The 26353-nt window shown below is 37.2% G+C and carries 30 protein-coding genes; 10 read left to right on the top strand and 20 right to left on the bottom strand.

Features of this window, described 5'->3' with window-relative positions; all coding sequences use genetic code 11:
- Positions 1 to 145: 145 nt before the first annotated feature.
- Positions 146 to 1459, top strand: a complete 1314-nt coding sequence (locus IGI68_RS08400) for a murein hydrolase activator EnvC family protein (RefSeq protein ID WP_438732208.1) — start codon at positions 146 to 148, stop codon at positions 1457 to 1459.
- Positions 1460 to 1541: 82 nt separating this feature from the next.
- Here the strand turns inward: IGI68_RS08400 and IGI68_RS08395 are convergent, their stop codons facing one another.
- Positions 1542 to 1976 carry a universal stress protein gene (locus tag IGI68_RS08395; RefSeq protein WP_071875759.1) on the bottom strand — a complete coding sequence of 145 codons (435 nt, stop codon included), beginning with the start codon at positions 1974 to 1976 and terminating at the stop codon, positions 1542 to 1544.
- A 144-nt stretch (positions 1977 to 2120) separates the two neighbouring features.
- On the opposite strand from IGI68_RS08395, the gene rimM reads away from it, so the two are divergent.
- The 3 genes from rimM (at position 2121) to rplS (ending at position 3853) form a co-directional block, all read left to right on the top strand.
- Positions 2121 to 2645: a ribosome maturation factor RimM gene (gene rimM, locus IGI68_RS08390; RefSeq protein ID WP_071875760.1), complete on the top strand. Its 525-nt coding sequence runs from the start codon at positions 2121 to 2123 to the stop codon at positions 2643 to 2645.
- Complete coding sequence (trmD, locus tag IGI68_RS08385) at positions 2635 to 3375, top strand: tRNA (guanosine(37)-N1)-methyltransferase TrmD (protein WP_438733251.1); 741 nt, start codon at positions 2635 to 2637, stop codon at positions 3373 to 3375. Before rimM ends, trmD begins: the two co-directional genes overlap by 11 nt.
- A gap of 130 nt (positions 3376 to 3505) precedes the next feature.
- Positions 3506 to 3853, top strand: a complete 348-nt coding sequence (gene rplS / locus IGI68_RS08380) for a 50S ribosomal protein L19 (protein WP_071875762.1) — start codon at positions 3506 to 3508, stop codon at positions 3851 to 3853.
- 220 nt (positions 3854 to 4073) lie between these two features.
- Here the strand turns inward: rplS and IGI68_RS08375 are convergent, their stop codons facing one another.
- The 10 genes from IGI68_RS08375 to rpsP form a co-directional block, all read right to left on the bottom strand.
- Entirely contained in the window at positions 4074 to 5219 is a 1146-nt protein-coding gene (locus IGI68_RS08375; RefSeq protein WP_438732205.1) for a glycoside hydrolase family 88/105 protein, read from the bottom strand.
- A gap of 74 nt (positions 5220 to 5293) precedes the next feature.
- The gene (locus tag IGI68_RS08370) at positions 5294 to 5689 is read right to left on the bottom strand and encodes an RDD family protein (protein ID WP_379952620.1); all 396 of its coding nucleotides are present in this window, start codon (positions 5687 to 5689) and stop codon (positions 5294 to 5296) included.
- A 17-nt stretch (positions 5690 to 5706) separates the two neighbouring features.
- Positions 5707 to 6564 carry a carbohydrate ABC transporter permease gene (locus tag IGI68_RS08365; RefSeq protein ID WP_071875764.1) on the bottom strand — a complete coding sequence of 286 codons (858 nt, stop codon included), beginning with the start codon at positions 6562 to 6564 and terminating at the stop codon, positions 5707 to 5709.
- A 12-nt stretch (positions 6565 to 6576) separates the two neighbouring features.
- On the bottom strand, positions 6577 to 7461 hold the full coding sequence (locus tag IGI68_RS08360) for a carbohydrate ABC transporter permease (RefSeq protein ID WP_071875765.1): 885 nt from the start codon (positions 7459 to 7461) through the stop codon (positions 6577 to 6579).
- 237 nt (positions 7462 to 7698) lie between these two features.
- Positions 7699 to 9072, bottom strand: a complete 1374-nt coding sequence (locus IGI68_RS08355; RefSeq protein WP_438732202.1) for an ABC transporter substrate-binding protein — start codon at positions 9070 to 9072, stop codon at positions 7699 to 7701.
- A 421-nt stretch (positions 9073 to 9493) separates the two neighbouring features.
- Complete coding sequence (locus tag IGI68_RS08350) at positions 9494 to 10375, bottom strand: helix-turn-helix domain-containing protein (protein WP_438732200.1); 882 nt, start codon at positions 10373 to 10375, stop codon at positions 9494 to 9496.
- A gap of 182 nt (positions 10376 to 10557) precedes the next feature.
- Positions 10558 to 11079 carry a cyclase family protein gene (locus tag IGI68_RS08345; protein ID WP_438732198.1) on the bottom strand — a complete coding sequence of 174 codons (522 nt, stop codon included), beginning with the start codon at positions 11077 to 11079 and terminating at the stop codon, positions 10558 to 10560.
- A 327-nt stretch (positions 11080 to 11406) separates the two neighbouring features.
- A complete protein-coding gene (locus IGI68_RS08340) occupies positions 11407 to 11658 on the bottom strand; it encodes a hypothetical protein (protein ID WP_071875769.1) in 252 nt (83 codons plus the stop codon).
- Between the two features lie 123 nt (positions 11659 to 11781).
- On the bottom strand, positions 11782 to 12027 hold the full coding sequence (locus tag IGI68_RS08335; RefSeq protein WP_071875770.1) for a KH domain-containing protein: 246 nt from the start codon (positions 12025 to 12027) through the stop codon (positions 11782 to 11784).
- Positions 12028 to 12038: 11 nt separating this feature from the next.
- Entirely contained in the window at positions 12039 to 12314 is a 276-nt protein-coding gene (rpsP, locus tag IGI68_RS08330; protein ID WP_071875771.1) for a 30S ribosomal protein S16, read from the bottom strand.
- Between the two features lie 179 nt (positions 12315 to 12493).
- On the opposite strand from rpsP, the gene IGI68_RS08325 reads away from it, so the two are divergent.
- Positions 12494 to 13048: an NADPH-dependent FMN reductase gene (locus tag IGI68_RS08325; RefSeq protein ID WP_071875772.1), complete on the top strand. Its 555-nt coding sequence runs from the start codon at positions 12494 to 12496 to the stop codon at positions 13046 to 13048.
- A 118-nt stretch (positions 13049 to 13166) separates the two neighbouring features.
- Here IGI68_RS08325 and IGI68_RS08320 read toward each other — a convergent pair whose 3' ends face one another.
- Complete coding sequence (locus tag IGI68_RS08320; RefSeq protein ID WP_438732195.1) at positions 13167 to 14192, bottom strand: glycoside hydrolase family 18 protein; 1026 nt, start codon at positions 14190 to 14192, stop codon at positions 13167 to 13169.
- 178 nt (positions 14193 to 14370) lie between these two features.
- Between IGI68_RS08320 and IGI68_RS08315 the strand changes: the two genes are divergently transcribed.
- Genes IGI68_RS08315 through IGI68_RS08305 form a run of 3 tightly spaced genes read left to right on the top strand, consistent with a single transcriptional unit; the run spans position 14371 to position 16818 of the window.
- A complete protein-coding gene (locus IGI68_RS08315) occupies positions 14371 to 14757 on the top strand; it encodes a GntR family transcriptional regulator (protein WP_438732193.1) in 387 nt (128 codons plus the stop codon).
- A complete protein-coding gene (locus IGI68_RS08310) occupies positions 14754 to 15647 on the top strand; it encodes an ATP-binding cassette domain-containing protein (protein ID WP_438732191.1) in 894 nt (297 codons plus the stop codon). The genes IGI68_RS08315 and IGI68_RS08310 overlap by 4 nt, the downstream gene beginning before the upstream one ends.
- The gene (locus IGI68_RS08305) at positions 15640 to 16818 is read left to right on the top strand and encodes a hypothetical protein (RefSeq protein ID WP_438732189.1); all 1179 of its coding nucleotides are present in this window, start codon (positions 15640 to 15642) and stop codon (positions 16816 to 16818) included. Before IGI68_RS08310 ends, IGI68_RS08305 begins: the two co-directional genes overlap by 8 nt.
- Positions 16819 to 16872: 54 nt before the next feature.
- On the opposite strand, the gene IGI68_RS08300 is transcribed toward IGI68_RS08305, so the two are convergent.
- The 4 genes from IGI68_RS08300 to IGI68_RS08285 form a co-directional block, all read right to left on the bottom strand.
- Positions 16873 to 17058 carry a CsbD family protein gene (locus tag IGI68_RS08300; protein WP_071875777.1) on the bottom strand — a complete coding sequence of 62 codons (186 nt, stop codon included), beginning with the start codon at positions 17056 to 17058 and terminating at the stop codon, positions 16873 to 16875.
- Between the two features lie 100 nt (positions 17059 to 17158).
- Positions 17159 to 18583 carry a signal recognition particle protein gene (gene ffh / locus IGI68_RS08295; protein WP_071874943.1) on the bottom strand — a complete coding sequence of 475 codons (1425 nt, stop codon included), beginning with the start codon at positions 18581 to 18583 and terminating at the stop codon, positions 17159 to 17161.
- A gap of 17 nt (positions 18584 to 18600) precedes the next feature.
- On the bottom strand, positions 18601 to 18939 hold the full coding sequence (locus tag IGI68_RS08290; protein WP_071874944.1) for a putative DNA-binding protein: 339 nt from the start codon (positions 18937 to 18939) through the stop codon (positions 18601 to 18603).
- Positions 18930 to 19400 (bottom strand): DUF523 domain-containing protein, encoded by a 471-nt coding sequence (locus tag IGI68_RS08285; protein ID WP_071874945.1) that lies wholly within the window; start codon positions 19398 to 19400, stop codon positions 18930 to 18932. The genes IGI68_RS08290 and IGI68_RS08285 overlap by 10 nt, the downstream gene beginning before the upstream one ends.
- 121 nt (positions 19401 to 19521) lie before the next feature.
- Between IGI68_RS08285 and IGI68_RS08280 the strand changes: the two genes are divergently transcribed.
- Positions 19522 to 20235 carry a response regulator transcription factor gene (locus IGI68_RS08280; protein WP_071874946.1) on the top strand — a complete coding sequence of 238 codons (714 nt, stop codon included), beginning with the start codon at positions 19522 to 19524 and terminating at the stop codon, positions 20233 to 20235.
- Positions 20228 to 21961, top strand: a complete 1734-nt coding sequence (locus IGI68_RS08275; protein WP_273229529.1) for an ATP-binding protein — start codon at positions 20228 to 20230, stop codon at positions 21959 to 21961. Before IGI68_RS08280 ends, IGI68_RS08275 begins: the two co-directional genes overlap by 8 nt.
- 208 nt (positions 21962 to 22169) lie before the next feature.
- Here IGI68_RS08275 and IGI68_RS08270 read toward each other — a convergent pair whose 3' ends face one another.
- From IGI68_RS08270 to tnpB, 4 genes are all read right to left on the bottom strand, one after another.
- Positions 22170 to 23054: a phosphate ABC transporter substrate-binding protein PstS family protein gene (locus IGI68_RS08270; RefSeq protein ID WP_438732185.1), complete on the bottom strand. Its 885-nt coding sequence runs from the start codon at positions 23052 to 23054 to the stop codon at positions 22170 to 22172.
- Positions 23055 to 23221: 167 nt separating this feature from the next.
- Positions 23222 to 24388 carry a pyridoxal phosphate-dependent aminotransferase gene (locus tag IGI68_RS08265; protein WP_438732183.1) on the bottom strand — a complete coding sequence of 389 codons (1167 nt, stop codon included), beginning with the start codon at positions 24386 to 24388 and terminating at the stop codon, positions 23222 to 23224.
- A 136-nt stretch (positions 24389 to 24524) separates the two neighbouring features.
- Complete coding sequence (locus IGI68_RS08260) at positions 24525 to 25112, bottom strand: prevent-host-death protein (RefSeq protein ID WP_071874950.1); 588 nt, start codon at positions 25110 to 25112, stop codon at positions 24525 to 24527.
- Between the two features lie 100 nt (positions 25113 to 25212).
- Positions 25213 to 26331, bottom strand: a complete 1119-nt coding sequence (gene tnpB, locus IGI68_RS08255; protein WP_438732181.1) for an IS200/IS605 family element RNA-guided endonuclease TnpB — start codon at positions 26329 to 26331, stop codon at positions 25213 to 25215.
- Positions 26332 to 26353: the final 22 nt, after the last annotated feature.

Raw genomic sequence — 26353 nt, 5'->3', positions numbered from 1 at the left:
ATCAATCAATATCTCAAATAAAACAGAATTATTTCAATTAGATTAAATCTAACAATTTTCACCATTTTTTTCAATGTTTTTCTGTTTTTTTTTATAATATGTGTATAATTAACAATGAATCTAAAAACAAATTGCGAGGTAACTCATGTTTAATATAAAAAAAATCACTTTAATAACATTTAGTTCTCTTTTGATGTTTAGTCCTGTGCTAAGTATTCAAGCAGACGAATATGATGATAAAATTCAAGCACAAACTGAAAAAATTTCAACCCTTGAAAATGAACAGACAGCTGCAGAAAATGCGCTGAGTGCTTTAGAAACACAAATTAGCAAAACAGAAGCAGAAGTTGACGAGTTATTTGCTAAAAAAACACAAGAAGAAGAACGATTAAATGAATTGAACAGCGAAATTGCTGATTTAAAAGTTGCGATTGAAAAACGAAACCATCAATTAAAAGAACAAGCACGAGACGTCCAAGTCAACCAATTAAATAATAGTGTCGTTGAAGCGATCTTAACAGCTGACTCTTTAAACGAAGCAGTTGGTCGCGCAATGGCTGTCACAACCCTTGTCAATGCAAACAATGAAATTATTGAAAAACAACAAGTCGATCAAGCGAAACTAGAAGAGCTATCACTTGAAGCACAAGAAAAATTAGCAACAATCGAACAACAAAGTCAATTATTACAAGAAAAACAAGAATCGCTCGTGGAAGCTCGCTTGGATCAAGAAGTCGCAATTAATGAATTGCAAAGCATGATTACAACTGAGAAGAAACAAAAAGCGACCTTTGAAGCACAAAAAGAAGAAGCGATTCGTAAGCGAGAAGCACAATTAAAAGCCATCGCTGCGCAAAAAGCGAAGGATGAAGCTGCACGAATTGCAGCCGCCGAACAATTAGCTGCGCAACAAGAAGCTGCTAAAACAGCTACAAAGAAAGTCGAAACACAACCAGCTGTTTCCAATCCTTCTGTCGCAGATGTGCCTAACAACAATACTACTCCTACTACGGAGACGGTAACCCCGCCTGTCCAAGAAAGTAGCCCTGTTACTTCAAGTGGTTGGGGACTTCCTGTAAGTAGTGTTTCTGTTTCTAGTCCGTACGGTTGGCGTGCAAATCCTTGGGGCAACGGTCCTTCTGATTTTCATGATGGAATCGATTTAGTTGGTGCATCTGGTACTTCTATTTATGCTTCAAAAGCTGGAACAGTTGCTACATCTGGTTACGATGCAAGTGCGGGTAACTATGTTATCATTAATCACGGCGATGGTTACTACTCTTATTACCTACATTTAAGTAGCTTTGTTGTTTCTACTGGTCAAAGTGTGGGACAAGGCTCACTCGTTGGTGGTATGGGTACCACCGGTAATTCAACTGGTGTTCATTTACACTTTGGTATTGCAACAAGCGGCAGTTGGTCTGGATTTGTGGATCCTGCACCATTACTAGGGATTTAATTCAAAAAAGACCTGATAGCAGACACATACGTGTCCTTGCTATCAGGTCTTTTTTTCTATGATCTAGTTATATCCCCTTGATTTACTTCACTACTAAGACATTACATGGCGCATGGTTCACGACATAAGATGTTGTAGAACCGACCAACGCTTGTGTAATCGCACCCTTACCCGTTGATCCCATAATGATTAAGTCGATGTCATATTCATTTGGTACGTCGACACTGATTTTGCGCTTTGGCGAGCCAATTTCAATAATCGTCTCAATTTCTTCTAATCCTAATTCTTTGGCCTCTTTCACTTTTTTAGCCATAAAATCTTCTACAAACTCTTGCTCTTCCGTTAGAAGTTTCGCAAACGAATAGGCACTAGTTGTCAGTTCAATATCATTAATAATCCATGTTAAATATAACTTTGCATGATTACGCTTGGCAATTTCAACTGACTCCTTAAATGCCTTTTCTGATTGGACAGAACCGTCTATTGCCACTAATATTTTATTATATGCTGTTAACATAATGAAAACGCCTCCTTTTTCTTCATTATAACACGCTTTTTCTTATTAGAAAAATATAATCATTTTGAGCACTCAGCGCAAACTAGTATTCTCAAAGGAAGCATGATAAAATAAACAAGAATTGAAAAGAAAAGAGGTATAAATGTGACTGAATATTTAAACGTTGGTAAAGTAGTAAACACACATGGTATTCGTGGTGAAGTTCGAGTGATTTCTCAAACAGATTTTCCTGAAGAACGTTATCAAAAGGGAGCCAAACTCACGCTCTTTCGTGAGGGACAAAAACCATTGGAGTTAACGATTACTAGCCATCGAAAACATAAAAACTTTGATTTGTTAACCTTTGAAGGTTATCCTAATATCAATGATGTGGAAGCATTCCGGGATGGTATTTTAAAAGTTTCCGAAGACGACTTAACTGAATTAGAAGAAAATGAGTTTTATTATTATGAAATTATCGGTTTAAACGTGATTGACGAAGATGGTGAAACTCTTGGAAAAATCAAAGAAATCTTATCGACGGGAGCCAATGATGTCTGGATCGTTCAACGCAAAGGAAAGAAAGATGTCCTGATTCCTTATATCGAATCGGTCGTCAAAGAAATTGATCTTGATGCAGGTGTCGTACATGTGGAAATTCCGGAAGGTTTGATTGACGATGAGAATTGATGTTTTAACGTTATTTCCTCGTATGTTTGAAGGTCCGATGGGTGAATCAATCATCGGAAAAGCCCAAGAACGCGGCTTAGTTGATCTCCATATTTCTAATTTTCGTGATTTTTCAGACAATAAACACCAAAATGTCGATGATTATCCGTATGGTGGCGGCGCTGGAATGTTACTGAAAGTTCAACCCGTCTATGACAATCTTCAAAAAATTGAAGAAGCCTCACCAACTACAAATAAAAGAGTCATTTTACTTGACCCAGCTGGTAAACCCTTTGACCAAAAAATGGCCGAAGAATTTTCAGAAGAAGAACATTTAGTCTTTATTTGCGGCCATTATGAAGGTTACGATGAACGGATTCGTAGTTTAGTGACGGATGAAGTTTCACTAGGCGATTATGTCTTGACTGGTGGCGAATTAGGCGCAATGGTCATGATCGATGCAACGGTCCGCTTGCTGCCAGATGTTTTAGGCAATAATGCGTCAGCCCAAACGGATTCTCATTCTACTGGACTTTTAGAGCACCCTCAATATACGCGTCCGGCTGTGTTTAACGAGATGGAGGTCCCTGCCGTCTTAATGAATGGCAATCATCAACTCATCGCGCAGTGGCAACTTAAAGAGTCCTTGCGTCGCACATACCTTCGCCGACCCGATATGTTAGAAAAAATTTCGTTAACACCTGAAATGAAACAACTCTTAAATGAAATCAAAAGAGAAATTTCTTCCTGACAAGAAAATTATCTTTACAGAACATCAGCAGATATGGTATGATAACTCAGTGAGTGAAGAGCTCATCTATTACGATATTCCGCTGGGGTTTTATACTCTATGAATGTTTGGAAATTAGGAGAATGATCAAATGAATCCATTAATTCAAGAATTAACACAAGAGCAATTACGTTCAGACATCCCTGCATTCCGTCCTGGAGATACAGTACGTGTACATGCAAAAGTTGTCGAAGGTACTCGCGAACGTATCCAACTTTTCGAAGGCGTTGTAATTAAACGTCGCGGAACTGGAATCAGCGAAGCTTTCACTGTTCGTAAAATTTCTAACGGTGTTGGTGTGGAACGTACTTTCCCATTACACACACCACGTGTTGCACAAATCGAAGTTGTTCGTTACGGTAAAGTTCGTCGTGCGAAATTATACTACTTACGTGCATTACACGGTAAAAAAGCAAGAATCAAAGAAATCCGTCGTTAAGATTAATGACATAAACCCTTTAGAGCCAATGGTTCTAGAGGGTTTTTCTTTGGCTCTAAAAACGCCTATTACCTTCTAATGGAATAGGCGTGAAATAGGCGAGGCTTATCAATGAATATCAAAAATAATCAATACGCATTTGTTCCATTATTTTAACGTTAAATCACAAAAGGAACGAACTCAACGATAGTCTCATCAAGTTCGTTCCTTTTAATCCGGATCAGTTATTATTTTTTAAGTATTCGGTGTAGGCATAAATTAACGGTGCAATTCCCTTCGCATCATTTTCTACGATGGGCTCAGAAATATAATATTCATAGGTACCATCCCGTAATTTGTAACTCCCTTTACCAGGCATGCCACCTAATCCAGCAACTAAACAAATATCTTTTAAAACATAGGTTTCATCTGTCACAATTAATTTCATTTCACTAATTTTTCTTAAAATTTCTTCTCCTTTATAATAAAAACTTTTTGGTAAAACTCCGATTCTTGCGCCTTTCATTAATGTATAAGCAATCGCACTAGAACCACTTGTTTCAAGGTAGTTCCCTACACGGCCAGCTTGATTCGTTACTTGATAAAAAAGAGACGTTTCAATGTCTTCATAGACCAACAAAGCTTCAATTAATTCGTTCAAATCAATCATTAAAAGCTCTTTTTCTTCAGGATAATCCTCTTTTAATAGATCAATTGTATCTACGAGCGCCATTGCATACCATCCTAATGAACGCGTCCAAAATGATGAACTGCAACCAGTGTGAGGATCCGCCCAAAAAGCTTGCCTTGTCTCGTCATAGCCATGGAAATACAATCCTGTTTTTTCGTCTCGCATTTTTTGATTAACGTTCGCAAATTGTTGCATAATATCCGGTAAATTACGTCCATTGTTAAACAGTCGTTCATATTCTAAGTAAAAAGGTTGTATCATATACAATCCATCTAACCAGATTTGATTTGGATAAATCTTTTTATGCCAAAAACTTCCTGAATTTGTCCTCGGTTGCTGTTGAATTTGAGCATATAAATGATCCATTGCTTTACGATATTTTTCGTCTTTCGTTTTTTTGTATAATGTAAATAATACTTTACCTTCATTGATAGAGTCTGAATTCATCGCATCAAGATCATAGCCTAAAATATTCCCCTCATCATCAATGTAGTAATCAATAAATTGTTTTAAAAAATCAAAATACGTTTCATTCTTCGTACTTTCATACATAAATAAAACAGAAATCAGCATACAACCATCTATGTAGCTCCAAGAAGCTGGTTTTTTTTCTAAAATGGCTTCTTGATTCCAAACGGGTTGACTAGGAGTTGATTGCTTTAGTATACTCTCTAAAAAAACTGTTATCTTTTCCATTTTTTCTCCTCGCATAAAAAGCTAAAGGAAAGGATTCACTTTTCTTTCCTTTAGGCTTCCCTCATTTTTTTAAATCAAACTTGGACAATTTTTGTATGCGTTGCTTCTTCATGCCCACCGACTTTCCCTGCTAATAAAGGGATACAAATAAAATAACAACTCATCAATTTACATAAAATCTCTCTTTGAAACACCACTGCTACTGAGATATCCTTCCGAAATTTGTCTGTTGAGACGATTTTTAGTCGATAGAATCCTTTGCCTATCGTTTGTCCATTTTGCATAAAAGGATATTGAATGAAGAAATACAACAATCCAATAAGAAACATCCCTATTAACGTCCGAATGATATCATTTGGAATTAGTGGTTGAATCCATGGTAATACAAAACCAAAGATTAGAAATAACATTAAAATCCCAAGAACAAAATCAATCAATTGCGCCATTGCTCGTTTCATTAACAAAATCATGTTGTATTCCCCATTTCTTATTCTTTTCCACCTGTATTTGCAACACCATCAACAAAGTAACGGGAGCCCGAGAAGAACAAAGCAATCATCGGTAACAATCCTAGACATGATGCCGCAAACACTCGACCATAATTTACCATTGCTTCGCCATCCAATTGTTGTTTTAATACCACAGAAAGTACCGTCTTGTCAGGACTATTCAAGAAGATTAACGGACCTTGGAAATCATTCATCCCCCACATGAAACATAGCAATGCAACCGTAATTAAAATTGGTCGAATCACCGGAACAATAATCATAAAGAGGATTTGTAAATCATTACAACCGTCCATGACTGCTGCTTCATCTAATTCGCGCGGAATCGTTCGCATAAATTGAATAATCATAAAAACAAAGAACGAAGAAGAAGCAAAAATATCCGAAATATATAAGCTTGCAAATGTGTCTAATAATCCCATCTCACGATATAACAAGTATAACGGGATACGAAAAGCAAGTTCAGGCATTAACAGCGTCACAATTACTGCCGTAAAAACGAATTTCTTTCCTTTAAAAGACTTACGGGCAATCACATACGCTGTCACGAGACATGATAATACCGTAAAAATTGTTTTTGGAATTAAAAATTTTAACGTATTCCCAAAATAATATAAAATGGTGTGTTCTTTGGTAATTTGCCAAGCATCTTTAAAGTTCGTCGTGACAATTCGATCAGCTGGCGGGAAAATATTTAGTGTGCCAAAGATATCTTGATTTTGTTTAAATGCCGAGCCTACCATCCAAAAAAGTGGATATAGTAAAATAATACCTACAAGAATTAATAACGCGTAACGAATCATTTCATTAAATTTACGCCGTGAGCTACTCATTTCCATTGTTTTCCCCTCCTAATCATTATAGTAAACCCAGCGATCTGATGACTTAAAGATAATAATCGTAAATACGCCGACAAGAGCGAGTAAAATCCACGTCAAAGCACTCGCATAACCATAGTTTCCATTTTGGAAAGCTTGTTCATAAATGTATAGATTTAAGAAATAGGTTGATTTATTTGGTCCACCTTTTGTAATCAAATAGGCAGAATTAAATTCTTGGAATGCTTTTACCAACACATTAATCGCATTAAATAAAATGACCGGTGTAATAATGGGAATTGTAATGCTAAATAGTTGGCGAACTTTACTTGCGCCGTCCATTTCAGCCGCTTCATAAACTGTTTTGGAAACGCCCTGTAACGCAGATAAGAAGATTAACATGGTGGAACCAAATTGCCAAGTTTTTAAAATAATCAACGTAAAAACGGCAAAAGTTGGATCTTTTGTCCAGTTGATGGCGACATCTCCACCTAAATTAAAAATACTTAAAAATCCATTGACTGGACCGTTGACATCAAATAGCATTGTCCATAAGATCGATACTGCCACGTTCCCACCCAGAATGGAAGGGATATAGTATGCGGTTCGAAAGAAATTAACACCCTTTAATTTAAAATTCAAAATAGCTGCTACAATAAAAGAAACGATTACTACAGCTGGTGTGCCAATAAGTACGTATTTTAACGTCGCTCCTAATGAAGCACGAAATGTATCATCTTTTGTAAAAATCTCAATATAGTTTTGTAATCCTACGAATTCAGGATCACCTAGAATGGGATATTCCTGTAAACTATAAATAAATGAGGCGACAATTGGATACACTTTGAATACGAGAAACCCAATAATCCATGGTAATAGCATTAAATACGGCAGGTAGTTATTATGCTTTTTGTTCATATATTCTTTCCCCTCTTGTTCAAGATACCAATCAATTGTTATGACTTAATTACGATAGCTTGCCCTATATTAGTAAAAATGAGGCAATAATAAACGGTCATTGGATTATTCAAAAGAGCTAACGATATACGATAATTCTCATTCACCCCAAATGATTATAGGACTGAATGAGAATCACGGTAATCTTTGCCTATCTTCTGATCTCAATTGATAATCCCCAATGCCTCAGTGTATTGCTTATTCGTTATAATATTTATCTAATGCAGATTGTTGTTTTTCAACATATTGTTTCGCAGCTTCAGCGGCCGTTGATTTCCCTGATCTGAATGCCTCAATAGCTGTATATCGTTCATTTCGAACATTTTCATCTTCAAAATATGGGTCCATTACTGTCTGCTCGTATTGATCTAAGACTTCATATCCTTGTTTTACGGAACCTTCAATTAAGTCATTTTTATCTTGGAATTCATAAGTAACCGTATTACTTGAAACACCTAACGTATCCCCTGCAGCTTTGACTGCGTCTTCATTCGTAAACATAAAGTTAATAAAATCAGCAGCTACTTCTGGGTTTTTACTATTGCGTGATACCGCATAACCAAAGTTAGGTTTTACGTAGACATTTGGTTTAACATCGGCTGATTCTTGGAAATACTCGCCTACAACTAGATCTTCACTTGACTGACCACTTTGATAAGAGCCTACCCATTTACCTAATGAATTCGCCCATTCGTAAATTCCACCTGTGCGCCCATTTACCCATTCAGGATTGGATTCGTTCTCAATTGATGGATCTTGCGCAAAAGTCGGCATTGCACCCGCTTCTTCAAAGGCTTTATATTGAGTTAAGACTTCTTCTACTTCTTCAACAGTATAGTTTACTGTACCGTCTGTCTGCATTACTTTTCCAGTTTTGTTAAAGAGCATCTGTGCGATAAATAAATCTTTTGATACTTCTCCCATATTCGTGAAAGCATACTTATTTTCTGCCCCCGTAGCTGTATTATCTTTTGAAATAACTTTTCCAGCTTCAATTAACTCATCATAAGTAACAGGTAACTCTAAACTATTTTCGCTAAATAGCTTTTCATTCATTAGATTAACACGACCCGTCATTCCGTGAGGGACAGCAGCCTGTTCATCATCTACTTGCATCGCATTTAAATAGTTTTCATCCCAATTTGATAGATTAATAAAATCTTTCACTTCATCTAAATTATAAAAGACATTTTTTCCTCTACCATAAGAAAATAACCAGTTATAATTGACTTGCATGACATCAGGCTCTGTTTTTCCAGAAAGTTGTGTTAATACTTTTGTTTGCCAGCCATCCCAAGCACCATATTCAATTTCAACAGTGACATTAGGATTCGCTTCTTGATAAAGTCGAACTACTTCTTTCATCGCCTCATGCCGATTGTCTGCTCCCCACCATGAAAACTTAATCGTGACATCTTCTTTTGTCAATTCCGTTGATGTTGGACTCGATTCATTGCTCACCTTATCACTAGAATTAGAATCTGCATTACTACTTCCTGAACTACATCCTACTAAGAGTGTCGTAACAATTAACCCGCTTGCCAACATTTTGTTCAATTTGATTCTTTTCATTTACTATTCCTCCTAATCTTTCCTCGTGGATAAATGTCTAAACGAAATTTTTGTATCCGCTTACCATCAATATACATCAATGTTTTTAACCGTCAATGAAATAGAAGGACTTGCACAACTAAGTAGATAAAAATGACTATTTTTGAACTATATTGACTTTATTCTATTTATTTAATTTTTTAGATGCCATGACCTGATATTTTATCACTTTTTTCACAATTTTGATTCAATCGCATGAAAATCAGTTGATATATGTTCTTCTGTTAAAGGTTGAAAATACAAATAGAATAGCCATTTCCACTGAAAAAATTTTTTAAAGGAAGAATCCACCTTCACTCTTTCTTATATCTCGACGTATGCCAAAAAGCCACCATCCGATTTAATGGTAGCTAAAGGAAGTCGAATTGTTGTCAGAATCCACTTAATGATTATTTTTTTCTCTTAAACTTTTTTGATAGGCAATTTTTTTTTTTCGATATTGCAAAGGAGATGTTTCGACATATTTTTTAAATACACGATTAAAATAGGTGACGTTCTCGTAACCTATTTGGTGAGAGACTTCTGCAACTGGCAACCGGGAATCTTCTAATAGTCTTTGTGCTTGTTGTATCCGCTGAATATTTGTAAATTCCGTAATCGTATAACCTGTGGAACGTTTAAAAATCCGACTCAAGTAACATTTATCAAGATAAAACGTCTTAGCAATATCATCAAGCGAACCAACTGTCGCATAATTTTCACGAATATAGTGTCCGACTTCACTGACTAAATCGTTCATTTCAATTTCGGAAGCAGTTGGCAAAGCATGCATTGCCCCACTTATCTTTAATCGAATAAGATACGTAATTAGTTCTGCAAATTTCAATTTAACAAGGGTTTGATACAATACTTGCTTTTGCTCTAATTCTTCGGCTAACGCGATTAAAAAACTTTCCACCAAAGCTCGATCACCTTGAGGAATTTGAATGAGCCCACGATGCTCTTGTAAAAATTCATCTAAGTCTATCCCTAAACTATTGGTAGCGTTTTCAAACACTTGCTTCTCAAAATGAATCACTAAACGATCATGAAAAAGTTCTTTATCAGAATACGTATTATGAACCTGATTTGAATCAATCAGTACTAAACTACCTGATTTTACTGCATAGTGCTGTTGATCAACAAAAAAATGCCGTTTCCCTTGAAAAAAATATTGAATTTCACATTCAGGATGCCAATGTTTAATCATATTGTATTCCGCCGTTCGAGTAGCACGATCAACACTAACACCTTTCATTTGGCCGCTAATTACGATATCTTTCACGCTAAGTCTCTCCCCGTTTAAACTATTTCAAAACATCATTACTATCATATCCCTTTTATTTTACAACAGATGTTCGGAATTTGCACGTGAACATTATTAAAAACGCAATATTTCTAGTGATTTTTCTTGAAAATATGAAAAGATTATGGCGGTATAATAAGATAGCAATTCCTAGTTAGGCATCAATCTTCAATGATCGCAATCGCTCTAACCGGGGAACCATCGCCTGATTTGATTTTTAAAGGCAAGCCATAAAATATAAACGTCTCTTGCTTAGGTAAACATTCAAGATTTACTAATCCTGTATAGGTAACAATCTTATTTTTAAGGAGGGCTCGTTCTAGTTCGTCTGTTATCATCCCACCAATAAATGTTGGTTTCACGGAAAGAATTTTATCCAGTTCTGCTAATCCTATTTCCTCTATAAATAACAATCCCGTTTCTTTTGGCCACTTCTGATTCTTTTTAACGACTTCTGTCGGACCAAAAAAATTATTAAGTGGGATTTGATCGATTGTTTCTGCTCCGTCATCCATGTGTGAGAATGCATCGACATGTGTACCCGTATGTGTTCCCATAGTCAGTTGACGCAATTCCCATGTCTCCTTTTCATAAGTGTGTACCACCTTAATTTTCACTTCTGGATCTCCTGGATAGACAGTCATTCCACTAAATAGTGGTGTCGATAAATCAATTATTTTCATCTTCGTTCTCCTCTCGTTTCATAAGTATGTGAGTCGTAAAAATTACAATAGCTTCAGTAAGAAAAGGTAGCTAATCGTTTCTCATATTTTCATTTTAATTGTTAATGTTCAACAAGAGAAGACTATTATTCCTTTTCTTGATGATACATCTCCAATTTGAATTCCCCTCTTACGACTAGTCCTTCTCTTATCATATTCTATAAAAAAATTTTTAGGAGAATACAAAAATGCAATTGAGGAGGTTCGTAATGAACAAGGAAAATAGATGCAGATGGATTTCTAGGATAATGAAAAAGCTTGCACCCGTCATCGAGCGCAAGCTTTTTATTAAAACAGACTACTCAACCACTGTGATACATTTCTCCAGCTATCCTCAATGAAGCGAAAAAAGCGAGAAACCCAATGATTGACAGAGAACGTCCGACTTAATTGATCCAATTGATCGACAATTTCGTATCGAAAATACCAAAGAGCAATGATTAGCAGTCCAAAAGCGAGCACTTTGATGACGAATGAGCCGGCTTTAATGATAAAGCGAAATAATAAAGCTACGACGGCTAGAATAATGATGAGTTCCATTGAAATCCCCCTTTGATTCCTATCATTTTATGATTGTAGCAGATTTCGTTCCGATTCTCATGGTCCTTAAGACTGAAAAAAAACAAAAAAAGACTGAACAATAGACATTGCTCAGTCATCTCACTACTTCCCATCCAAGATATTTAGTCGAACTTTCTTTGGTCCTTCTGTCCGTACACCGTAAACAATGGTCCGAATGGCTTTAGCCACTCTCCCTTGTTTGCCAATGATACGGCCGATATCTTCTGGTGCAACAGTTAAGTTGTATTCATAGAAATCTTCTGACTCAACCACTTCAAGGACAACTTGATCTGGTTGAGCAACGAGTGGACGAACGATTGTCAAGACTAACTCTTTTAAATCTTTCATATCCAAGCTCCTTATTTCTTAGCGAATTTTGCTTCGTGATGTTTTTTCATAACGCCTTCTTTTGAAAGAATGTTACGAACAGTATCTGAAGGTTGTGCACCTTTAGATAACCAATCTAAGATTAAATCTTCTTTGATGGTAATTTCAGCTGGGTTTGTTACTGGATTGTAAGTTCCCACTGTTTCGATAAAACGTCCATCACGAGGAGAACGAGAATCTGCAACAACCATACGGTAGAAAGGGTTTCTTTTAGAACCCATACGTTTTAAACGGATTTTAACTGACATTTATTGACACCTCCATGTATTTGATCACAAAAACTAGTGTACCAAATTTTCATCAAGGTGTAAAGAGTTTTTTCTTTACACCTTCATTTTTTTATTTTTAAATTGATTGAGCGTTTCATTTGAATTTATTTCGAATTCGTACTAATATAGGTTTATCAAACAGATGGAGGTTTTACAACATGACAAAAAAAATTGGTTTTATTGTAGGTAGTTTACGTGAAGGATCTTATAACAAGAAAGTTGCGCAAACTTTTGAGAACTTATTCCCAGAAACAGTAGAAGTAGGATATCTAGAAATTGGTCAATTACCATTTTACAACGAAGATTTAGATACTGAAGGCAATGTTCCACAAACATGGACTGATTTCCGTAATGAAGCAGCTTCTTACGATGGATTTGTTTTCTTTACACCAGAATATAATCGCTCTGTTCCAGCTGTGTTAAAAAATGCAATTGACGTTGGTTCTCGTCCATATGGCGCAAGCATTTGGGATGGTAAACCTGCATTAGTTGTTTCAACATCAATTGGCGCAATTGCTGGATTTGGTGCAAATCACCACTTACGTCAATCATTAGCTTTCTTAAATATGCCTACACTACAACAACCGGAAGCATACATTGGTAACGTGTCGAACTTATTAGAAGAAACTGGTGAATTCCCTGAAGGAACAGTTGGATTCTTCCAAACCATTACGGATGCATACGTTGCATTTTTCAATAAATTAACTAACTAATACTCATTTACTCATATGAATGGCTTCATTGATGATCAAAAACAGCGGCCATTACAATAATCGATTCGTCGAAACAAAAAGGATTGTGGTTTTCATACCGCAATCCTTTTTTGTTTTACTATAATTGCTTTACTGCTGCGTTTAGTAATTCTCCTGTTAGATCAAGTGAATGCTCCCAATACATGATTCCTCGTAATTGACGGGCTTTGACATAATCTGCCTTTGCAGCCATGGATCGCACGTCATCATACGAGATAAATTGTTGTCCATCAAAATAATAAGGAGCAGAGGCTTTTTCATCCCAGAAGATATTTTCGGGATATTTAGCTAATAACTCTTTTAGTTGATTGTAATCAACTGTTTGATTGCCAAAACTAGTTGTTGCAACTCCCACAGGATCGATCACTCCTGCTGGAAATCCTGTCCAGTAACGACAATAAAAAGCGGCGCCGATTACAATTTTTTGGGGACTGATGCCTTTTTTTAGTAGATGATTCACCGACTGTTCAACACTTAATTCCCCTTCAGCTTTCGGGTACGGAAATAAGTTAGTATGATGACCTGCGATTTGCGTGAAGCTTCCGCGCATATCATACGTCATCACATTTACAAAATCTAAATAATCGATATAATCATATTTTCCATTGGGACTCATCGTTTCAAGTAATTCATCGGCCGCTCCAATCGCTGCCGTTAATAAATAGACTTCTCCCGTCTCATTCGTTAACAAATCCAGCTGCTCACGTAATTCTTGGACAAAATACAAGAAATTTTGCGCATCGTCTTTCGAAGCCGTAATCCCCGCTACATCCATTCCTGGATATTCCCAATCTAAATCAATGCCATTAAAGTGATAGGTTTGCATGTACGCAATGAGATTTTCAATGAGGATTTCTCTTGATTCTTTCGTAGAAACACCTTCTGAAAAACCTCCAGCACTCCAGCCACCAATACTAATACACGTTCTCAAATGAGGATGTTCCTCTTTTAATTCATTAATCAGATGAATTTTATTTAAGTCACGCACAATTTCTAATCCTATAATATTCGCAAACCCATAATTAATCAGCGTTAACTGCTCTGCTGGAATCTCCTTTTTTGTCCATTCCTTGTTATCATCTAAATAAGCAATTACTTCTACCATGCTGCCACCTCTATTTCTTTCTTTTCTTTAGCATATAGAAAGACAATTGATGAAACAATGGGATTTTTTATTTTGATTGAGGAAAAGCTTGCATTATTTTAGTGTACTAGGTATATTAGTACACATAAAGTGTATGACTTCGAATAGTACACCTAAATCATGTTTGAAAGGAGTCCCTATGGTTAAGATTGATAAAGACAGTCATCGTCCTTTTTATGAGCAATTAGTGATTGGGATTAAAGAAGATATCTTACAAGGTATTTTAGAACCCGGTGACCAAATCCCCTCAGTTCGTGAAATGGCCAAAATATTATTGATAAATCCCAACACCATTAGTAAAGCTTATAAAGTACTGGAATCCGAACAAGTATTAGTCACTGTCAAAGGAAAAGGTACGTTTGTCAAACAAGTAGAAAGTAGGCCACGTGATTTGAGACGAATTGAAGAATTGCAACAACAATTTAATGAACTGGTGATTGAAGCGAAGCATTTACAAGTCAATGAAACAGAAATCAAGCAGTGGCTAAAAGAAGCTGAAGCGAAGTTAGGAGGAAACGAAGCATGAAACTCAGTCAAATAAGCAAACAAATTCAAGGCAAAAAAATACTCGAAGAGATTCATTTTACATTAGCTAAAAATGAAATCATTGGACTCATTGGTCGCAATGGCTCAGGGAAAACGACGCTCTTTCGAACGATCAGTGGCCAGTACCTCCCTGATACGGGCGAAATCAGTCTCGATGGGATAAACGTCGCGACAAATCCTCGTGTACGTTCAGAGATTTTCTATATTGATGAGAAAGAAAATTTCTTGAATCTCTATTCTTTGAAAAAAATTAGCGAATTTTACCAACAGGCCTATCCTAAGTTTGATCAGGATTTGTTTACAGCGTTATTAAAACAACATCAATTACCTCCCCATTTAGGCTACCGCCAGATGTCTAAAGGGATGCAAGGATTATTTCAAATGATTTTAGCGATTTGTTCGAATGCTACTTATTTACTGCTTGATGAACCGTTTGATGGGTTAGATGTCATTGTACGCAAACAAGTCATTGGTTTACTACTCGAAAATTTGAGTGAAACAAACCGGACAGCGTTAATTGCTTCGCACAACTTGAATGAATTAGAAGGCTTAATTGATCGTGCTTTACTCATTAAAGGCCACACGATTGTCCAAGATTATCGTCTTGAAACACTCCGCCAACAAGCACGAAAAATTCAATTTGTATTTAAATCAAAAAAAGTTCCAGAAATCGTTAAAATGCATTCGAAAGTGATTGCGATTCAAGGCCGCGTTGTCACAGCCTTATTCGAAGACTTTTCTGACTCATTAGAACAAGAGATTCAAGCGCTTGAACCGATTTTATTTGAGGAACTTCCTTTAACGCTAGAAGATTTATTTGAAGCAAATCTCAGCCAAGAATCAATGACTGGAGGATTTATTTATGAATAAACAATTGAGACAGCTTTATACGACTCGTTATAAGACACCTTTATTGATTGTGCTACTGGTACTCTTTTCTCTTTATTTATTTAGTGGACTATCGACAATTAATAGTTGGAAAAATACCCAACGTTATTATCACTCGGAAGAATTTGTCACTGATTTTAACGCATTTCCTGAGAATTACGTCATTGGTTATGATGAAGAAAAAGATCAAGAAATTTATCCAATTGATATCGAAGAGTACCGAAAACACCAACTAACTGTCTTTACTAGATGGTGGGAAGAAGGGCCTGCTACTTTCTATCAAGTCGGACGGCACTATTATGATAAATATGATAGTTTTTATCTTCATTTAGTGTTCATTTTTCTCTTTGTCCTTGGTTTCTCGCTCTTTTTCATTGATCAAAAATCGAATTTCAATCATTTTTTATTCAGCTTAAGTTGGACCAAAAAAGAACTCTTTCAAGGGAAAATGACGACAGTTGTCCTACCAATCATCACAACTGTCGCTTTAGGGACCTTAAGTAATGTCCTCATTCGCTATTTCGGCATTCCAAGAATGTATGTCAACGCAACGTTCAGTCAATTTTTATATTCTGGATTTAGTCATTTCATCATTGGGATACTCATTTTAATAGCCGGAATCTTATTAGGGATTTTACTAGGCAATCTTATTTATGGTCCGATTGTTCTAATTATTGTCATGGTCTCGCTTTTACTTTTTTCTGAAGTCTATCAAGAGTATCTTTATTACATCGACGCACTCTTTGACTATCCAATTCATTATGATTGGCAGGCTCTTGTGGTGGTGACGCCAGGTATCGATGGTACCCCCTGGTTTATTCTCGTCTTTTACTTTGTATTGACGATCCTTTTTTACTTCTTGAGTCGTACGATTTTCCAACAAATTTCCTTAGAAAATAATGGCTGCATGCTAACCGTTCCAACGTTACGATTACCCGTATTCCTTACGTTGTCAGCTCTCTCGATTCTATGGTTCGTACCACTCTTTGCAAATTTATCCTTCTATTTTCAATATGAAGCTGTCATTCCTTTCCTACAAATCCTCATCACCACGCTTTTATGCCTGGTGACTAGCTATTTGATTGTCTATATCGATGACTGGCCTCGTGCTATCGGTCGTTTTTGGTATCGTAGCTTCAAAAAAGTTCATTAACGATTTTCTGACTCAACAATCAAAAAGGCATCCAAGTCAATGGATGCCTTTTTGTTATTTATCTTTTTTATCGAAAAATTCATTCACTTTCTTGCTTGCTTCATCAATGGCTTCTTCGGCTTTTTCTTTGGCTTTGCCGTATTCTTGTTGTAATTTCCCTTTTAACTCTTCGGACTCATCACCCGTTACTTTCCCTTTTGTTTCAGTGATTTTGCCTTTAAGTTCATCTTTATTTGTCATTGTACATTCCTCCCTTTTATTCATGATAACGCTTTTACTCGATTTTTAAAAGTAAAAAGGATTGGAAGACCTGATTTAGCCCTTCCAATCCTAATAAAACTTATTTTCTTTTTTTCTTATTTTTCTTTTTATTCTTTTTAACCATTTGATTCATGGCCATTTTTCCGAGCTTCCCTTTGATGCCTTTACCAAACATTTGATCCATGCCAGGGATGGCGTTCATGTTGCCTTTACTCATTTGTTGCATCATTTTTTGTGATTCTTTAAATTGTTTGATTAACCGATTGACTTCGACCACGCTATTGCCAGAACCGGCCGCAATGCGACGACGACGACTTGGGTTGAGTAATTCAGGATTTTCGCGTTCTGCATTCGTCATCGAAAGGACAATCGCTTTTTTACGTGCGACATCTTTTGGATCGACTTTAAAGTTTTCCATCCCTTGAACTTGACTCATACCAGGAATCATTTTTAAGAGATCCTCTAGTGGGCCCATACTCATTACTTGATCTAGTTGTTCAATAAAATCATTAAAATCAAACGTATTTTCACGCATTTTCGTTGCAAGTTCTTCTGCTTTTTTCTCATCAAAATCTTGTTGCGCTTTTTCAATGAGGGTTAACATATCCCCCATGCCTAAAATTCGGCTGGACATTCGATCGGGATGGAATACTTCTAAGTCGGTTAATTTCTCCCCAATCCCCGTAAATTTAATTGGTGCGCCCGTAACCGCTCGAATCGATAGCGCTGCCCCGCCTCGCGTGTCACCATCAAGTTTTGTAATCACAACACCCGTAATCCCTAGTTGTTTGTTGAAGCTCTCTGCCACGTTCACTGCATCTTGACCGGTCATCGCGTCGACAACTAATAGGATTTCATTTGGTTGGGCAATTTCTTTGATTTGTGACAACTCATCCATTAAGTGTTCATCGATGTGTAAGCGACCTGCTGTATCAATTAAGACATAGTCATTTTTCTTTTCATGCGCTAACGCCATTCCTTGACGAACAATCTCGACTGGGCTAACCTCGGTCCCCATATCAAAAACTGGAACGTCTAGCTGTTGGCCTAGGACTTTTAATTGATCAATGGCTGCCGGACGATAGACGTCTCCTGCAATCATCAATGGCCGCGCTTTTTCTGTCTTAATTAAATGATTGGCTAATTTTCCAGCAAAAGTTGTTTTACCGGCACCTTGTAATCCGACCATCATAATGACGGTTGGAATTTTTGGTGATTTTTCAATCCCGACTGTTTCTGAACCCAACGTTTTCGTTAGTTCTTCATCCACAATTTTAACGATTTGTTGCGCTGGCGATAAACTATCGAGGACTTCTACCCCAATTGCTCGTTCTCGTACATTTTTGGTAAATTCTTTCACAACTTGTAAATTAACGTCGGCTTCAAGTAATGCGAGACGAATTTCTCGCATCATTTCTTTGACGTCGGCTTCTGTTACCTTCCCTTTACGGCGCAACCGCCCCATCGCTTGTTGTAATCGATCTGTTAAACTTTCAAATGCCATTTTTTTGTCTCATTCCTTTATTCATCAATTTCTTGTAATTGTTTTACGTAACTGGCTAATGTTTCATCTTTGGGATAGTGTCCCACGAGGTATTCTTCGAGTTGACTTAAAATTTGCTCTCGCATGACATAATCCGAATAAATATGTAATTTTCGTTCATAATCCTCTAAAATTTTATCTGTTCGCTTAATATTATCATAAACTGCTTGGCGACTCACGCCAAATTCTTCTGCAATTTCTCCTAATGAATAGTCATCGGCGTAATACAGCTCCATATAATTCATTTGTTTCTCCGTTAGAAGCGTTGCATAACATTCGAAAAGGGCATTCATTCGATTCGTCTTATCTATTTGCATTTGATTGCCTCCTCTTGTAACCACTGTGTTTCAGAATATACGCGTAATCCTTGATTTAAAAAATAAGCAGTCGCGACACCCACACCTTTAACGGTCGTTCCTGAAAATGTGCCATCATAAATCCATTGACTCCCACACGAAGGACTTTTTTCTTTTAAAATAAGGATCTCGATCCCTTTTTCTTTGAGTTGTTGATAAGCGGTGATTGCGCCTTGTGTAAACATTTCTGTGACGTCTTCTCCAAGACAAGAGACAACGCGTGCTTTTCCTTGCCAGACTGCAAACCCGTCACCTCCTACAATTTCTGCAGGCGTCCGAGGAATCGGTAACCCACCAAGAACTTCTGGACAAACCGGAATTGCCCTTTTTTGTTTGACAAGGTCTGCGATTTCAGCGACCTTTTGATCTTGCCCATCATAACGTACCGGACAGCCACCAAGACAAGCACTCACACCAATCATTTTCTCACCTCTATTTTTACAGTCGCCTATCATTATACCATTTAATTGCCTAGTGCCATAGTGCTTATGACCAATTCATGCTAAAATAACAAAGGAAGATAAATTTCAAAAGGAGTTGCTTATGAAAAAAGTTTTAGTTGTTGATGATGAACCATCAATTGTGACTTTATTGACATTTAATTTAGAAAAAGAAGGCTATCAAGTTACTTCGGCAACGGATGGCGCGATTGGTCTGCAAATGGGGTTAAATGAGGCTTTTGATTTTATTATTTTAGATGTCATGCTACCCTCCATTGATGGGATTGAAATTATGAAACGCCTGCGTCAAGAAAAAATTGATACACCGATATTAATTTTAACAGCGAAAGACGATCCAATCGATCGCATCTTAGGATTAGAAATTGGCGCTGATGATTATTTAGCCAAACCGTTCAGTCCACGTGAAGTCCTGGCCCGTATGAAAGCCATCTTTCGTCGTATGGAACCACGACGGACAGAAACAACACCGCCAAGTGAAATGGAGAGCCAATTAACGGTGGGAGAAATCGAAGCCAATTTATCGAGCTATCAAGTAAAAGTAGCTGGTAAACCCGTCGTTTTAACCCCGAAAGAATTTGAATTATTGATTTATTTTATGCGTCGAAAGAATCATGTCATTGATCGTGATACCTTATTAAACCAGATTTGGAATTTTGATTTTGATGGCCAAACGCGGATTGTTGACGTTCATATTAGTCATTTGCGTGAAAAAATCGAAACGAATCCTAAAAATCCTCAATATTTACTCACGATTCGTGGATTCGGCTATAAATTCCAAGCACCAAGCAATGGTTAAAAAGAAACGTCCCCTTTATGGGAGTTGGCTAATTCTCGTTCTTTTCCTTTTTTCTTTTGGTTGGTTCTTTATTAATAAATTTTACGATCAACAAGTGATCTCGCAACAAGCGACCTATCTTGAAAAGAAAGCAGAATTATTTTTAGCGTTATCTAATGATGATTTGAACGCGATCGCCTCATTGGCTACCAGTGAGACCTTAGGGGAAGAAGAGCGAATCACCGCACTTGATGCGAATGGACAGATTCTCTTTGATACGTTTGATGAGAGCATCGCCGGAACTCGTTCTGACCGCCCTGAAATCCAAGCAGTGTTAAAAAACAATCCGATTGGTCGCTCGTTGCGGGAAAGTCCTACGTTAAATAAAAAATTACTCTATGTCGCCGTTGCGATTAAGCAAGACAAAAAACTCATCGGGATCTTACGGATTGCAGAGCCAGTCAATGCTTTTTGGCCAGAATCAAGACAGATGAAACAAGCCATTTTTCTCGTTTATGTGACCTTGTGTGCCTTAATTACTTTTTTTATCTTTAAATTAATGCGTCAACGAAATCGACCCGTCGAAACAATTTTACCTGTTTTAAAACGGATGATTCAAGATCCTACCCATGCGGAAACGATTATCTCTGATACTTCGCAGTGGGATGAGCTGTATCAAAGTGTCAATCAACTCAGTGAAGGCTTGAGTCGTACGTATCAATCTTATCGGGCCACGGAAAAACAATTTTATTTTCTCTTAGAAGAATTGACGATTGGGGTATTTTTACTTGATAATCAACACGACATCACGTTTATCAACCAAGCCATGAAAGAGCAACTAGGATTTTACCAAGAAATCCATGGTCATCAAGCATTTGAGAGTATTATTATGGAACCAGCACTCATTCAAATGGTCTATCAGTTAACGGAAGAAGTCCCCTTTATTCATCAAGAAATCGTCACGAATCAGCGAAAAAAACGGTTGGATATTTCACTTAGTTACTTTTCTGAAACCGAACAAATCCTTGGTGTTTCGTATGATTTCACACGAATTCATCAATTGGAAAAAATGCAAAAAGATTTTGTCGGCAATGTTTCTCACGAATTAAAAACACCGATTACTTCTTTAATTGGCTTTACAGAGACCTTGCTCGATGGTGCAAAAGATGATCCCGAAACCTTGACTACTTTCTTGGAAATCATGCAAAAAGAAGCACAACGCCTCGAAAGCTTGACGCAAGAAATTATTCAATTATCTAAAGGAACCGAAATGGTGTATGATGAAGAACAAATTCAACTCCGACCTTTTTTTAATCAATTAATCGCCGGGTATCGCCGCATCATTCAAGAAAAAAATCTTTCTCTTATTCTTGAGGGACCAAACGATGTTGTTTTTCAAACTAAAATGGAGTTATTTTATCCTGTTATCAAAAATTTAATTGAAAATGCGATTCATTATTCAATACCGAATGGAAAAATTTTGATTCATTATACCAATCAAAATGGTCTGCTAATAGCCATTCAAGATTTCGGTATTGGCATTAGTCAATCCGATTTAGAACGGATTTTTGAACGCTTTTATCGTGTCGATAAAGCCCGAACACGCAACACTGGGGGTTCTGGAATTGGTTTGGCGATTGTAAAAGATTATGTTGAACGATTAGGCGGAACGATTCAAGTTGAGAGTCATCTCGGTATCGGTACGACTTTCACCATTCATTTACCCAATCTTGAAGGCACTCATTAGGGCGACCAACGATTCTCGCTTACTAAAAATACGAATAAGATACGAAAACGTCCTCTTTCTAGGATACTGAAAATATCAGTTCTAGAAAGAGGGCGTTTAATTTTTAACATTTACACGGCTAATACTAGACCGTAAGCGATCCATCATTTCACGACAAAAAAAACACGGTCATCATCGTGGGGGCTTAAATGACGACCGTGTCTCAACATTATTTATTAGTAACTTCGCCTGTAGCACTACGTTCAACGTTCATATCTGTAATCGCCACATAACCTAAATCTTGGACTACACCTTGTTGGACTTCATCTGAAACTAAATAATCTAGAAACTCTTGCACTCCTGGAGCTGGCTCACCTTTTGTATAAACGTGTTGGTAAGACCAAATTACCCAATCATTTGTTTGGATATTTTCAATCGTTGGTTCTACTCCATCAATCGATAACGCTTGAAGCGAATCATCGATATAAGATAACGCTAAGTAACTGATTGCACCAGGTGTTTCCGCCACAATTTTTCTCACGGTACCAGAAGAGTCTTGCTCTTGTGATTGAATCCCAACAGCACCATTTAACCCAAATGTTTCAAAAGTGGCTCTTGTACCACTTCCTGAAGCACGATTCATCACGACGATTTCTTGATCGTTCCCACCGACTTCATTCCAGTTCGTAATTTTCCCAGTAAAAATATCAATCAATTGTTGTTGCGTAATATCAGTCACGCCGACTTCTTTATGAACAACAGGCGCCATGCCGACAACTGCGACTAAATGGTCCACTAGTTCATCTGCCGGAATGCCATCTTTTTCTTCCGCGAAAACATCAGAATTCCCTAATGTCACACTGCCATTAGCGACTTGACTAAGTCCTGTACCGCTTCCGCCACCTTGAACGGAAATCTCATAGTTCGGATTTTGTTCTTGGAAAGAAATAGCCGCACTATCGACTAATGGTTGTAAAGCTGTTGAACCCACGGCAACTATTTTAACCTGTTCAGGTGTTGTTTCTGTAGATGTCCCACTTGAGTTTGTCGCTGCACTACCACATCCTGCTGCAAATGCTGTAAGAGCGAATAACATAAAACTAATTTTTTTCATTGATTGTTTTCCTCCTTCTTGATTACTTCTATAGTCTACCAATCTCTTGTAAAGCTACTATCGATAATAGGTTAAGATTGTCTCCATCAATGTAAAGTTTAAGTAAAGTTATCATTTATTTCAAAAAAAAAAAAGCGAATGACAAAATCATCCGCTTTTTTTAGTCTTTAACGATTCATGTAACGGTCTAAACGGCGCATCGCTTCTTCTAATTTTTCGAAACTAGCGGCATAACTGATGCGAATATACCCTTCCCCTGCTTGTCCAAAAGCAATTCCTGGAATCACCGCAAGTTGTTTTTTCTCCGCTAAATCAATACAAAATTCCATGGAATCTTGAATGTAACCAGTCGGTATTTTAGCAAAAATATAAAAGGCTCCTCTTGGTTTCGCCACTTCAAATCCTAAACGCGACACTTCTTTAAACACAAAGTCACGGCGCACTTGATATTCTTTTTTCATTTCTTCGCCCGCATTCATGCTGGTTGTTAAAGCTGCATAAGCCGCTTTTTGTGAAATCGTACTAGCTGCGGTCACTAGATACTGATGAACTTTGACAATTTCTTTAATTAATTCTTTTGGCCCAAAAAGAAAGCCAATTCGCCAGCCTGTCATCGCATGCGATTTGGATAGTCCATTAATCAGAATCGTTTGATTTGGAATAAATTCCGCAATTGACGTATGCGTTTCATCATAGACTAATTCACTATAAATTTCATCACACATCACAAAAACGGGATATTTTTTTAACACATCGGCTAAGCTTTTCACTTCCTCACGGGTATAGGTAACGCCGATTGGATTGCTTGGATAATTTAAAATCACGGCTTTTACTTGATCGCCATGTTCTTCTAACGTTGCTTCTAGTAAGTCTGGGGTCAAAACAAAATCCGTCTGACTGGTATCCATTTGAATTAATTCCGCTTTCGCTAACGTAATAACAGGTTCATAACCGGAATAAATCGGTGTTGGTAACAATACTTTGTCACCAGGCTCTAATATACTTAATAAGGTTGCCGTAATCGCTTCCGTTCCGCCTACAGTGACAAGAACTTCCGTTTGCCAATCATAATGAACATTGTATTTTTTCTCAACAAACGTACAGGCAGCTTCCCGAACTTCTGGTAATCCGGCCATCCCCGTATAGTGACTAAAATTTTGTTCAATGGCTTCGATCCCCGCTCTTTTTACTTCTTCAGGAGTATCAAAATCAGGCTCCCCTAGCGTTAATTTTAAAATGTCGGGAATATTCGAGACACGCTCGTCAAACTGACGAATGAGTGAAACGGCAATTTTATTGACTTGTGGATTAAAACGATGTTGTAATGGATTCATAAAGGCCTCCTAAAAAGTTAATTGTTGTTATCTTACCATAAAGCCAAGACTTCTTGGGATATTTTTGTTTATAAAAAGCAAAAAAAGAGTAAAAGTCCCTCGATGCTATTCTCAGTCGGCCTTTTACTCTTTCTTATTAGTTTTCTCGTAAATGGATCCGTTTGACGATGAGTTTATCAAACAACTGACTTTGGTTATCCGGCTCACCAATCACCTCGGCAACAATCGTCTTACCTTCTGGTTTGCGCCGTAGATGGTAAATGATTTTCCCTGATTCTTTTAATTCCGTAATCATCCCAATAACCCCACCAAAACCGCTTTTTTTAGTGATAAAACCTAAAGCAACCATGCGTTCATCTAGATTTTTGGCAGAAACTAAACTTCCTGTCACAATCGTTTGGCGCATTTCCTGAAAGAAATCTTCTAAACCAGAAATGGTTGAATCTTCGACACTTGCATTTTCTGGTGCTAATTTCTCTGCAATCGACACACTCGCTGCTTGGGTGGCTGCTCCTTCAGTGAGTGCGATTTTTTGGCGACTCTCTTCTAATTCTTGTAATAAGGTTTCATATTGTTCTTGGGTTAGCATGACTCCCGCAATTTTTTCTCGGTTAAAGACATAGACTCCTGTGCTCGCATCACGTGCCTGTTGAAAAACATCCATCGGAGATTTTTTAACTTCTGTAATCGAGGTAGTCGGAACTTCTAATTTTTTTAACGTCATCCTTTTCACTCCTTCTTTCGCTCATTCATTATAGCTTGACACTCCACACGACTAAAGTCGTCGGATTCTTAGGTAGTACGCCCTAACGGACGCAAATTGACTAAGCTATCCCCGAAAGTCCTTCGGTTTTAATATTTATGCTTGCATTAATATCTCTGTCATGAATTGTTCCACAATTTGAACATACCCATTCACGAATATTTAGCTCTTTTTTGCCGTCATTATGACCACAAGAAGAACAAAGTTGTGAACTTGGGAAAAATCGGTCAACTTTAACTAAAGTACGACCTTTCCATTCACATTTATAGTCTAATTGTCGAACGAATTCACTCCAAGATACATCTGAAATTGACTTCGCTAATTTATGATTTTTAACCAACCCTTTTACATTCAAATCTTCAATACAAATGATTTGGTTCTCATCAGTAAGTCGTGAAGATAGTTTATGTAAAAAATCAGTACGTTGGTTGGCAATTTTCTCATGGATACGCGCAACTTTTACTTTTTGTTTTTGGTAGTTGCGACACTCATCTAATTTTCGATTGTGTTTTTTCGCAACTTCCAAACGCTTGGAAAGTTTTCGTTGTTCGCGTATTAACCGTTGTTCAAGAGAGCGATAGAATCGGTTATTATCGATTTTTTCTCCTGCGGATGTGATACAGAAATGAGTTAAGCCCAAATCTAATCCAATGTTATTAGCTACGGGTTCTTGTTGGAAATTCTCAGCATCAACTAAGAATGTCGCAAAATATTTCCCTGATTTAGTTTGACTGATCGTCACGTTCATTAATTTCCCTTTGAAACGCAATTCTTCTGCCATCTTGACCCAACCAACTTTAGAAACATAGAAGTATCGTCCGTTGACTTTCATGCCTACGGCAGTTCGATAGGATTTCTTTGAATATTTTTTACTCTTGAATTTAGGAAATCCGAATTTAGAGTTGAACGTATTTTTGTACGCTTTATTCAAATCCATATTTACTTGGCTTAGAGGTTGTGCTTCAACTTCTTTTAACCAAGAAAATTCTTCTTGCTTTTTCAGTCCAGCATAGGTCAGTTTGTTTTCAATATATTCAGGATTTTCTTTTTTCATCTTGTAATTCGTAATCCGTTGGTCAAGTAAAAAATTCCAGTAGAACCGAACACAACCAAAGGTTTTTTGAAATTGAATTTCCTGCCTTGAATTAGGGTAGATTCTGATTTTATGGGCTTTTTTCATTTCTGTACACCTCCTTAACGTA

The organism is Enterococcus sp. DIV1314a (assembly GCF_051713805.1).
GTDB classification, from domain to species: Bacteria; Bacillota; Bacilli; order Lactobacillales; family Enterococcaceae; genus Enterococcus_I; species Enterococcus_I aquimarinus.
This window is presented reverse-complemented; position numbering and strand designations above follow the sequence as displayed.

Excerpts from the sequence above, each read along its gene's own strand:
- rpsP (WP_071875771.1), bottom strand. The coding sequence starts at position 12,314 with ATGTCAGTTAAAATCCGTTTAAAACGTATGGGTTCTAAAAGAAACCCT.
- IGI68_RS08305 (WP_438732189.1), top strand. The coding sequence starts at position 15,640 with ATGAATAAACAATTGAGACAGCTTTATACGACTCGTTATAAGACACCT.
- IGI68_RS08375 (WP_438732205.1), bottom strand. The coding sequence starts at position 5,219 with ATGGAAAAGATAACAGTTTTTTTAGAGAGTATACTAAAGCAATCAACT.
- IGI68_RS08265 (WP_438732183.1), bottom strand. The coding sequence starts at position 24,388 with ATGAATCCATTACAACATCGTTTTAATCCACAAGTCAATAAAATTGCC.
- IGI68_RS08355 (WP_438732202.1), bottom strand. The coding sequence starts at position 9,072 with ATGAAAAGAATCAAATTGAACAAAATGTTGGCAAGCGGGTTAATTGTT.
- rplS (WP_071875762.1), top strand. The coding sequence starts at position 3,506 with ATGAATCCATTAATTCAAGAATTAACACAAGAGCAATTACGTTCAGAC.
- IGI68_RS08280 (WP_071874946.1), top strand. The coding sequence starts at position 19,522 with ATGAAAAAAGTTTTAGTTGTTGATGATGAACCATCAATTGTGACTTTA.
- IGI68_RS08340 (WP_071875769.1), bottom strand. The coding sequence starts at position 11,658 with ATGGAACTCATCATTATTCTAGCCGTCGTAGCTTTATTATTTCGCTTT.
- IGI68_RS08325 (WP_071875772.1), top strand. The coding sequence starts at position 12,494 with ATGACAAAAAAAATTGGTTTTATTGTAGGTAGTTTACGTGAAGGATCT.
- IGI68_RS08395 (WP_071875759.1), bottom strand. The coding sequence starts at position 1,976 with ATGTTAACAGCATATAATAAAATATTAGTGGCAATAGACGGTTCTGTC.
- IGI68_RS08320 (WP_438732195.1), bottom strand. The coding sequence starts at position 14,192 with ATGGTAGAAGTAATTGCTTATTTAGATGATAACAAGGAATGGACAAAA.
- IGI68_RS08370 (WP_379952620.1), bottom strand. The coding sequence starts at position 5,689 with ATGATTTTGTTAATGAAACGAGCAATGGCGCAATTGATTGATTTTGTT.
- IGI68_RS08315 (WP_438732193.1), top strand. The coding sequence starts at position 14,371 with ATGGTTAAGATTGATAAAGACAGTCATCGTCCTTTTTATGAGCAATTA.
- IGI68_RS08345 (WP_438732198.1), bottom strand. The coding sequence starts at position 11,079 with ATGAAAATAATTGATTTATCGACACCACTATTTAGTGGAATGACTGTC.
- IGI68_RS08300 (WP_071875777.1), bottom strand. The coding sequence starts at position 17,058 with ATGACAAATAAAGATGAACTTAAAGGCAAAATCACTGAAACAAAAGGG.
- IGI68_RS08275 (WP_273229529.1), top strand. The coding sequence starts at position 20,228 with ATGGTTAAAAAGAAACGTCCCCTTTATGGGAGTTGGCTAATTCTCGTT.
- ffh (WP_071874943.1), bottom strand. The coding sequence starts at position 18,583 with ATGGCATTTGAAAGTTTAACAGATCGATTACAACAAGCGATGGGGCGG.
- IGI68_RS08360 (WP_071875765.1), bottom strand. The coding sequence starts at position 7,461 with ATGAACAAAAAGCATAATAACTACCTGCCGTATTTAATGCTATTACCA.
- IGI68_RS08310 (WP_438732191.1), top strand. The coding sequence starts at position 14,754 with ATGAAACTCAGTCAAATAAGCAAACAAATTCAAGGCAAAAAAATACTC.
- IGI68_RS08365 (WP_071875764.1), bottom strand. The coding sequence starts at position 6,564 with ATGGAAATGAGTAGCTCACGGCGTAAATTTAATGAAATGATTCGTTAC.
- IGI68_RS08270 (WP_438732185.1), bottom strand. The coding sequence starts at position 23,054 with ATGAAAAAAATTAGTTTTATGTTATTCGCTCTTACAGCATTTGCAGCA.
- IGI68_RS08290 (WP_071874944.1), bottom strand. The coding sequence starts at position 18,939 with ATGCAAATAGATAAGACGAATCGAATGAATGCCCTTTTCGAATGTTAT.
- IGI68_RS08400 (WP_438732208.1), top strand. The coding sequence starts at position 146 with ATGTTTAATATAAAAAAAATCACTTTAATAACATTTAGTTCTCTTTTG.
- trmD (WP_438733251.1), top strand. The coding sequence starts at position 2,635 with ATGAGAATTGATGTTTTAACGTTATTTCCTCGTATGTTTGAAGGTCCG.
- IGI68_RS08260 (WP_071874950.1), bottom strand. The coding sequence starts at position 25,112 with ATGACGTTAAAAAAATTAGAAGTTCCGACTACCTCGATTACAGAAGTT.
- tnpB (WP_438732181.1), bottom strand. The coding sequence starts at position 26,331 with ATGAAAAAAGCCCATAAAATCAGAATCTACCCTAATTCAAGGCAGGAA.
- IGI68_RS08335 (WP_071875770.1), bottom strand. The coding sequence starts at position 12,027 with ATGAAAGATTTAAAAGAGTTAGTCTTGACAATCGTTCGTCCACTCGTT.
- IGI68_RS08285 (WP_071874945.1), bottom strand. The coding sequence starts at position 19,400 with ATGATTGGTGTGAGTGCTTGTCTTGGTGGCTGTCCGGTACGTTATGAT.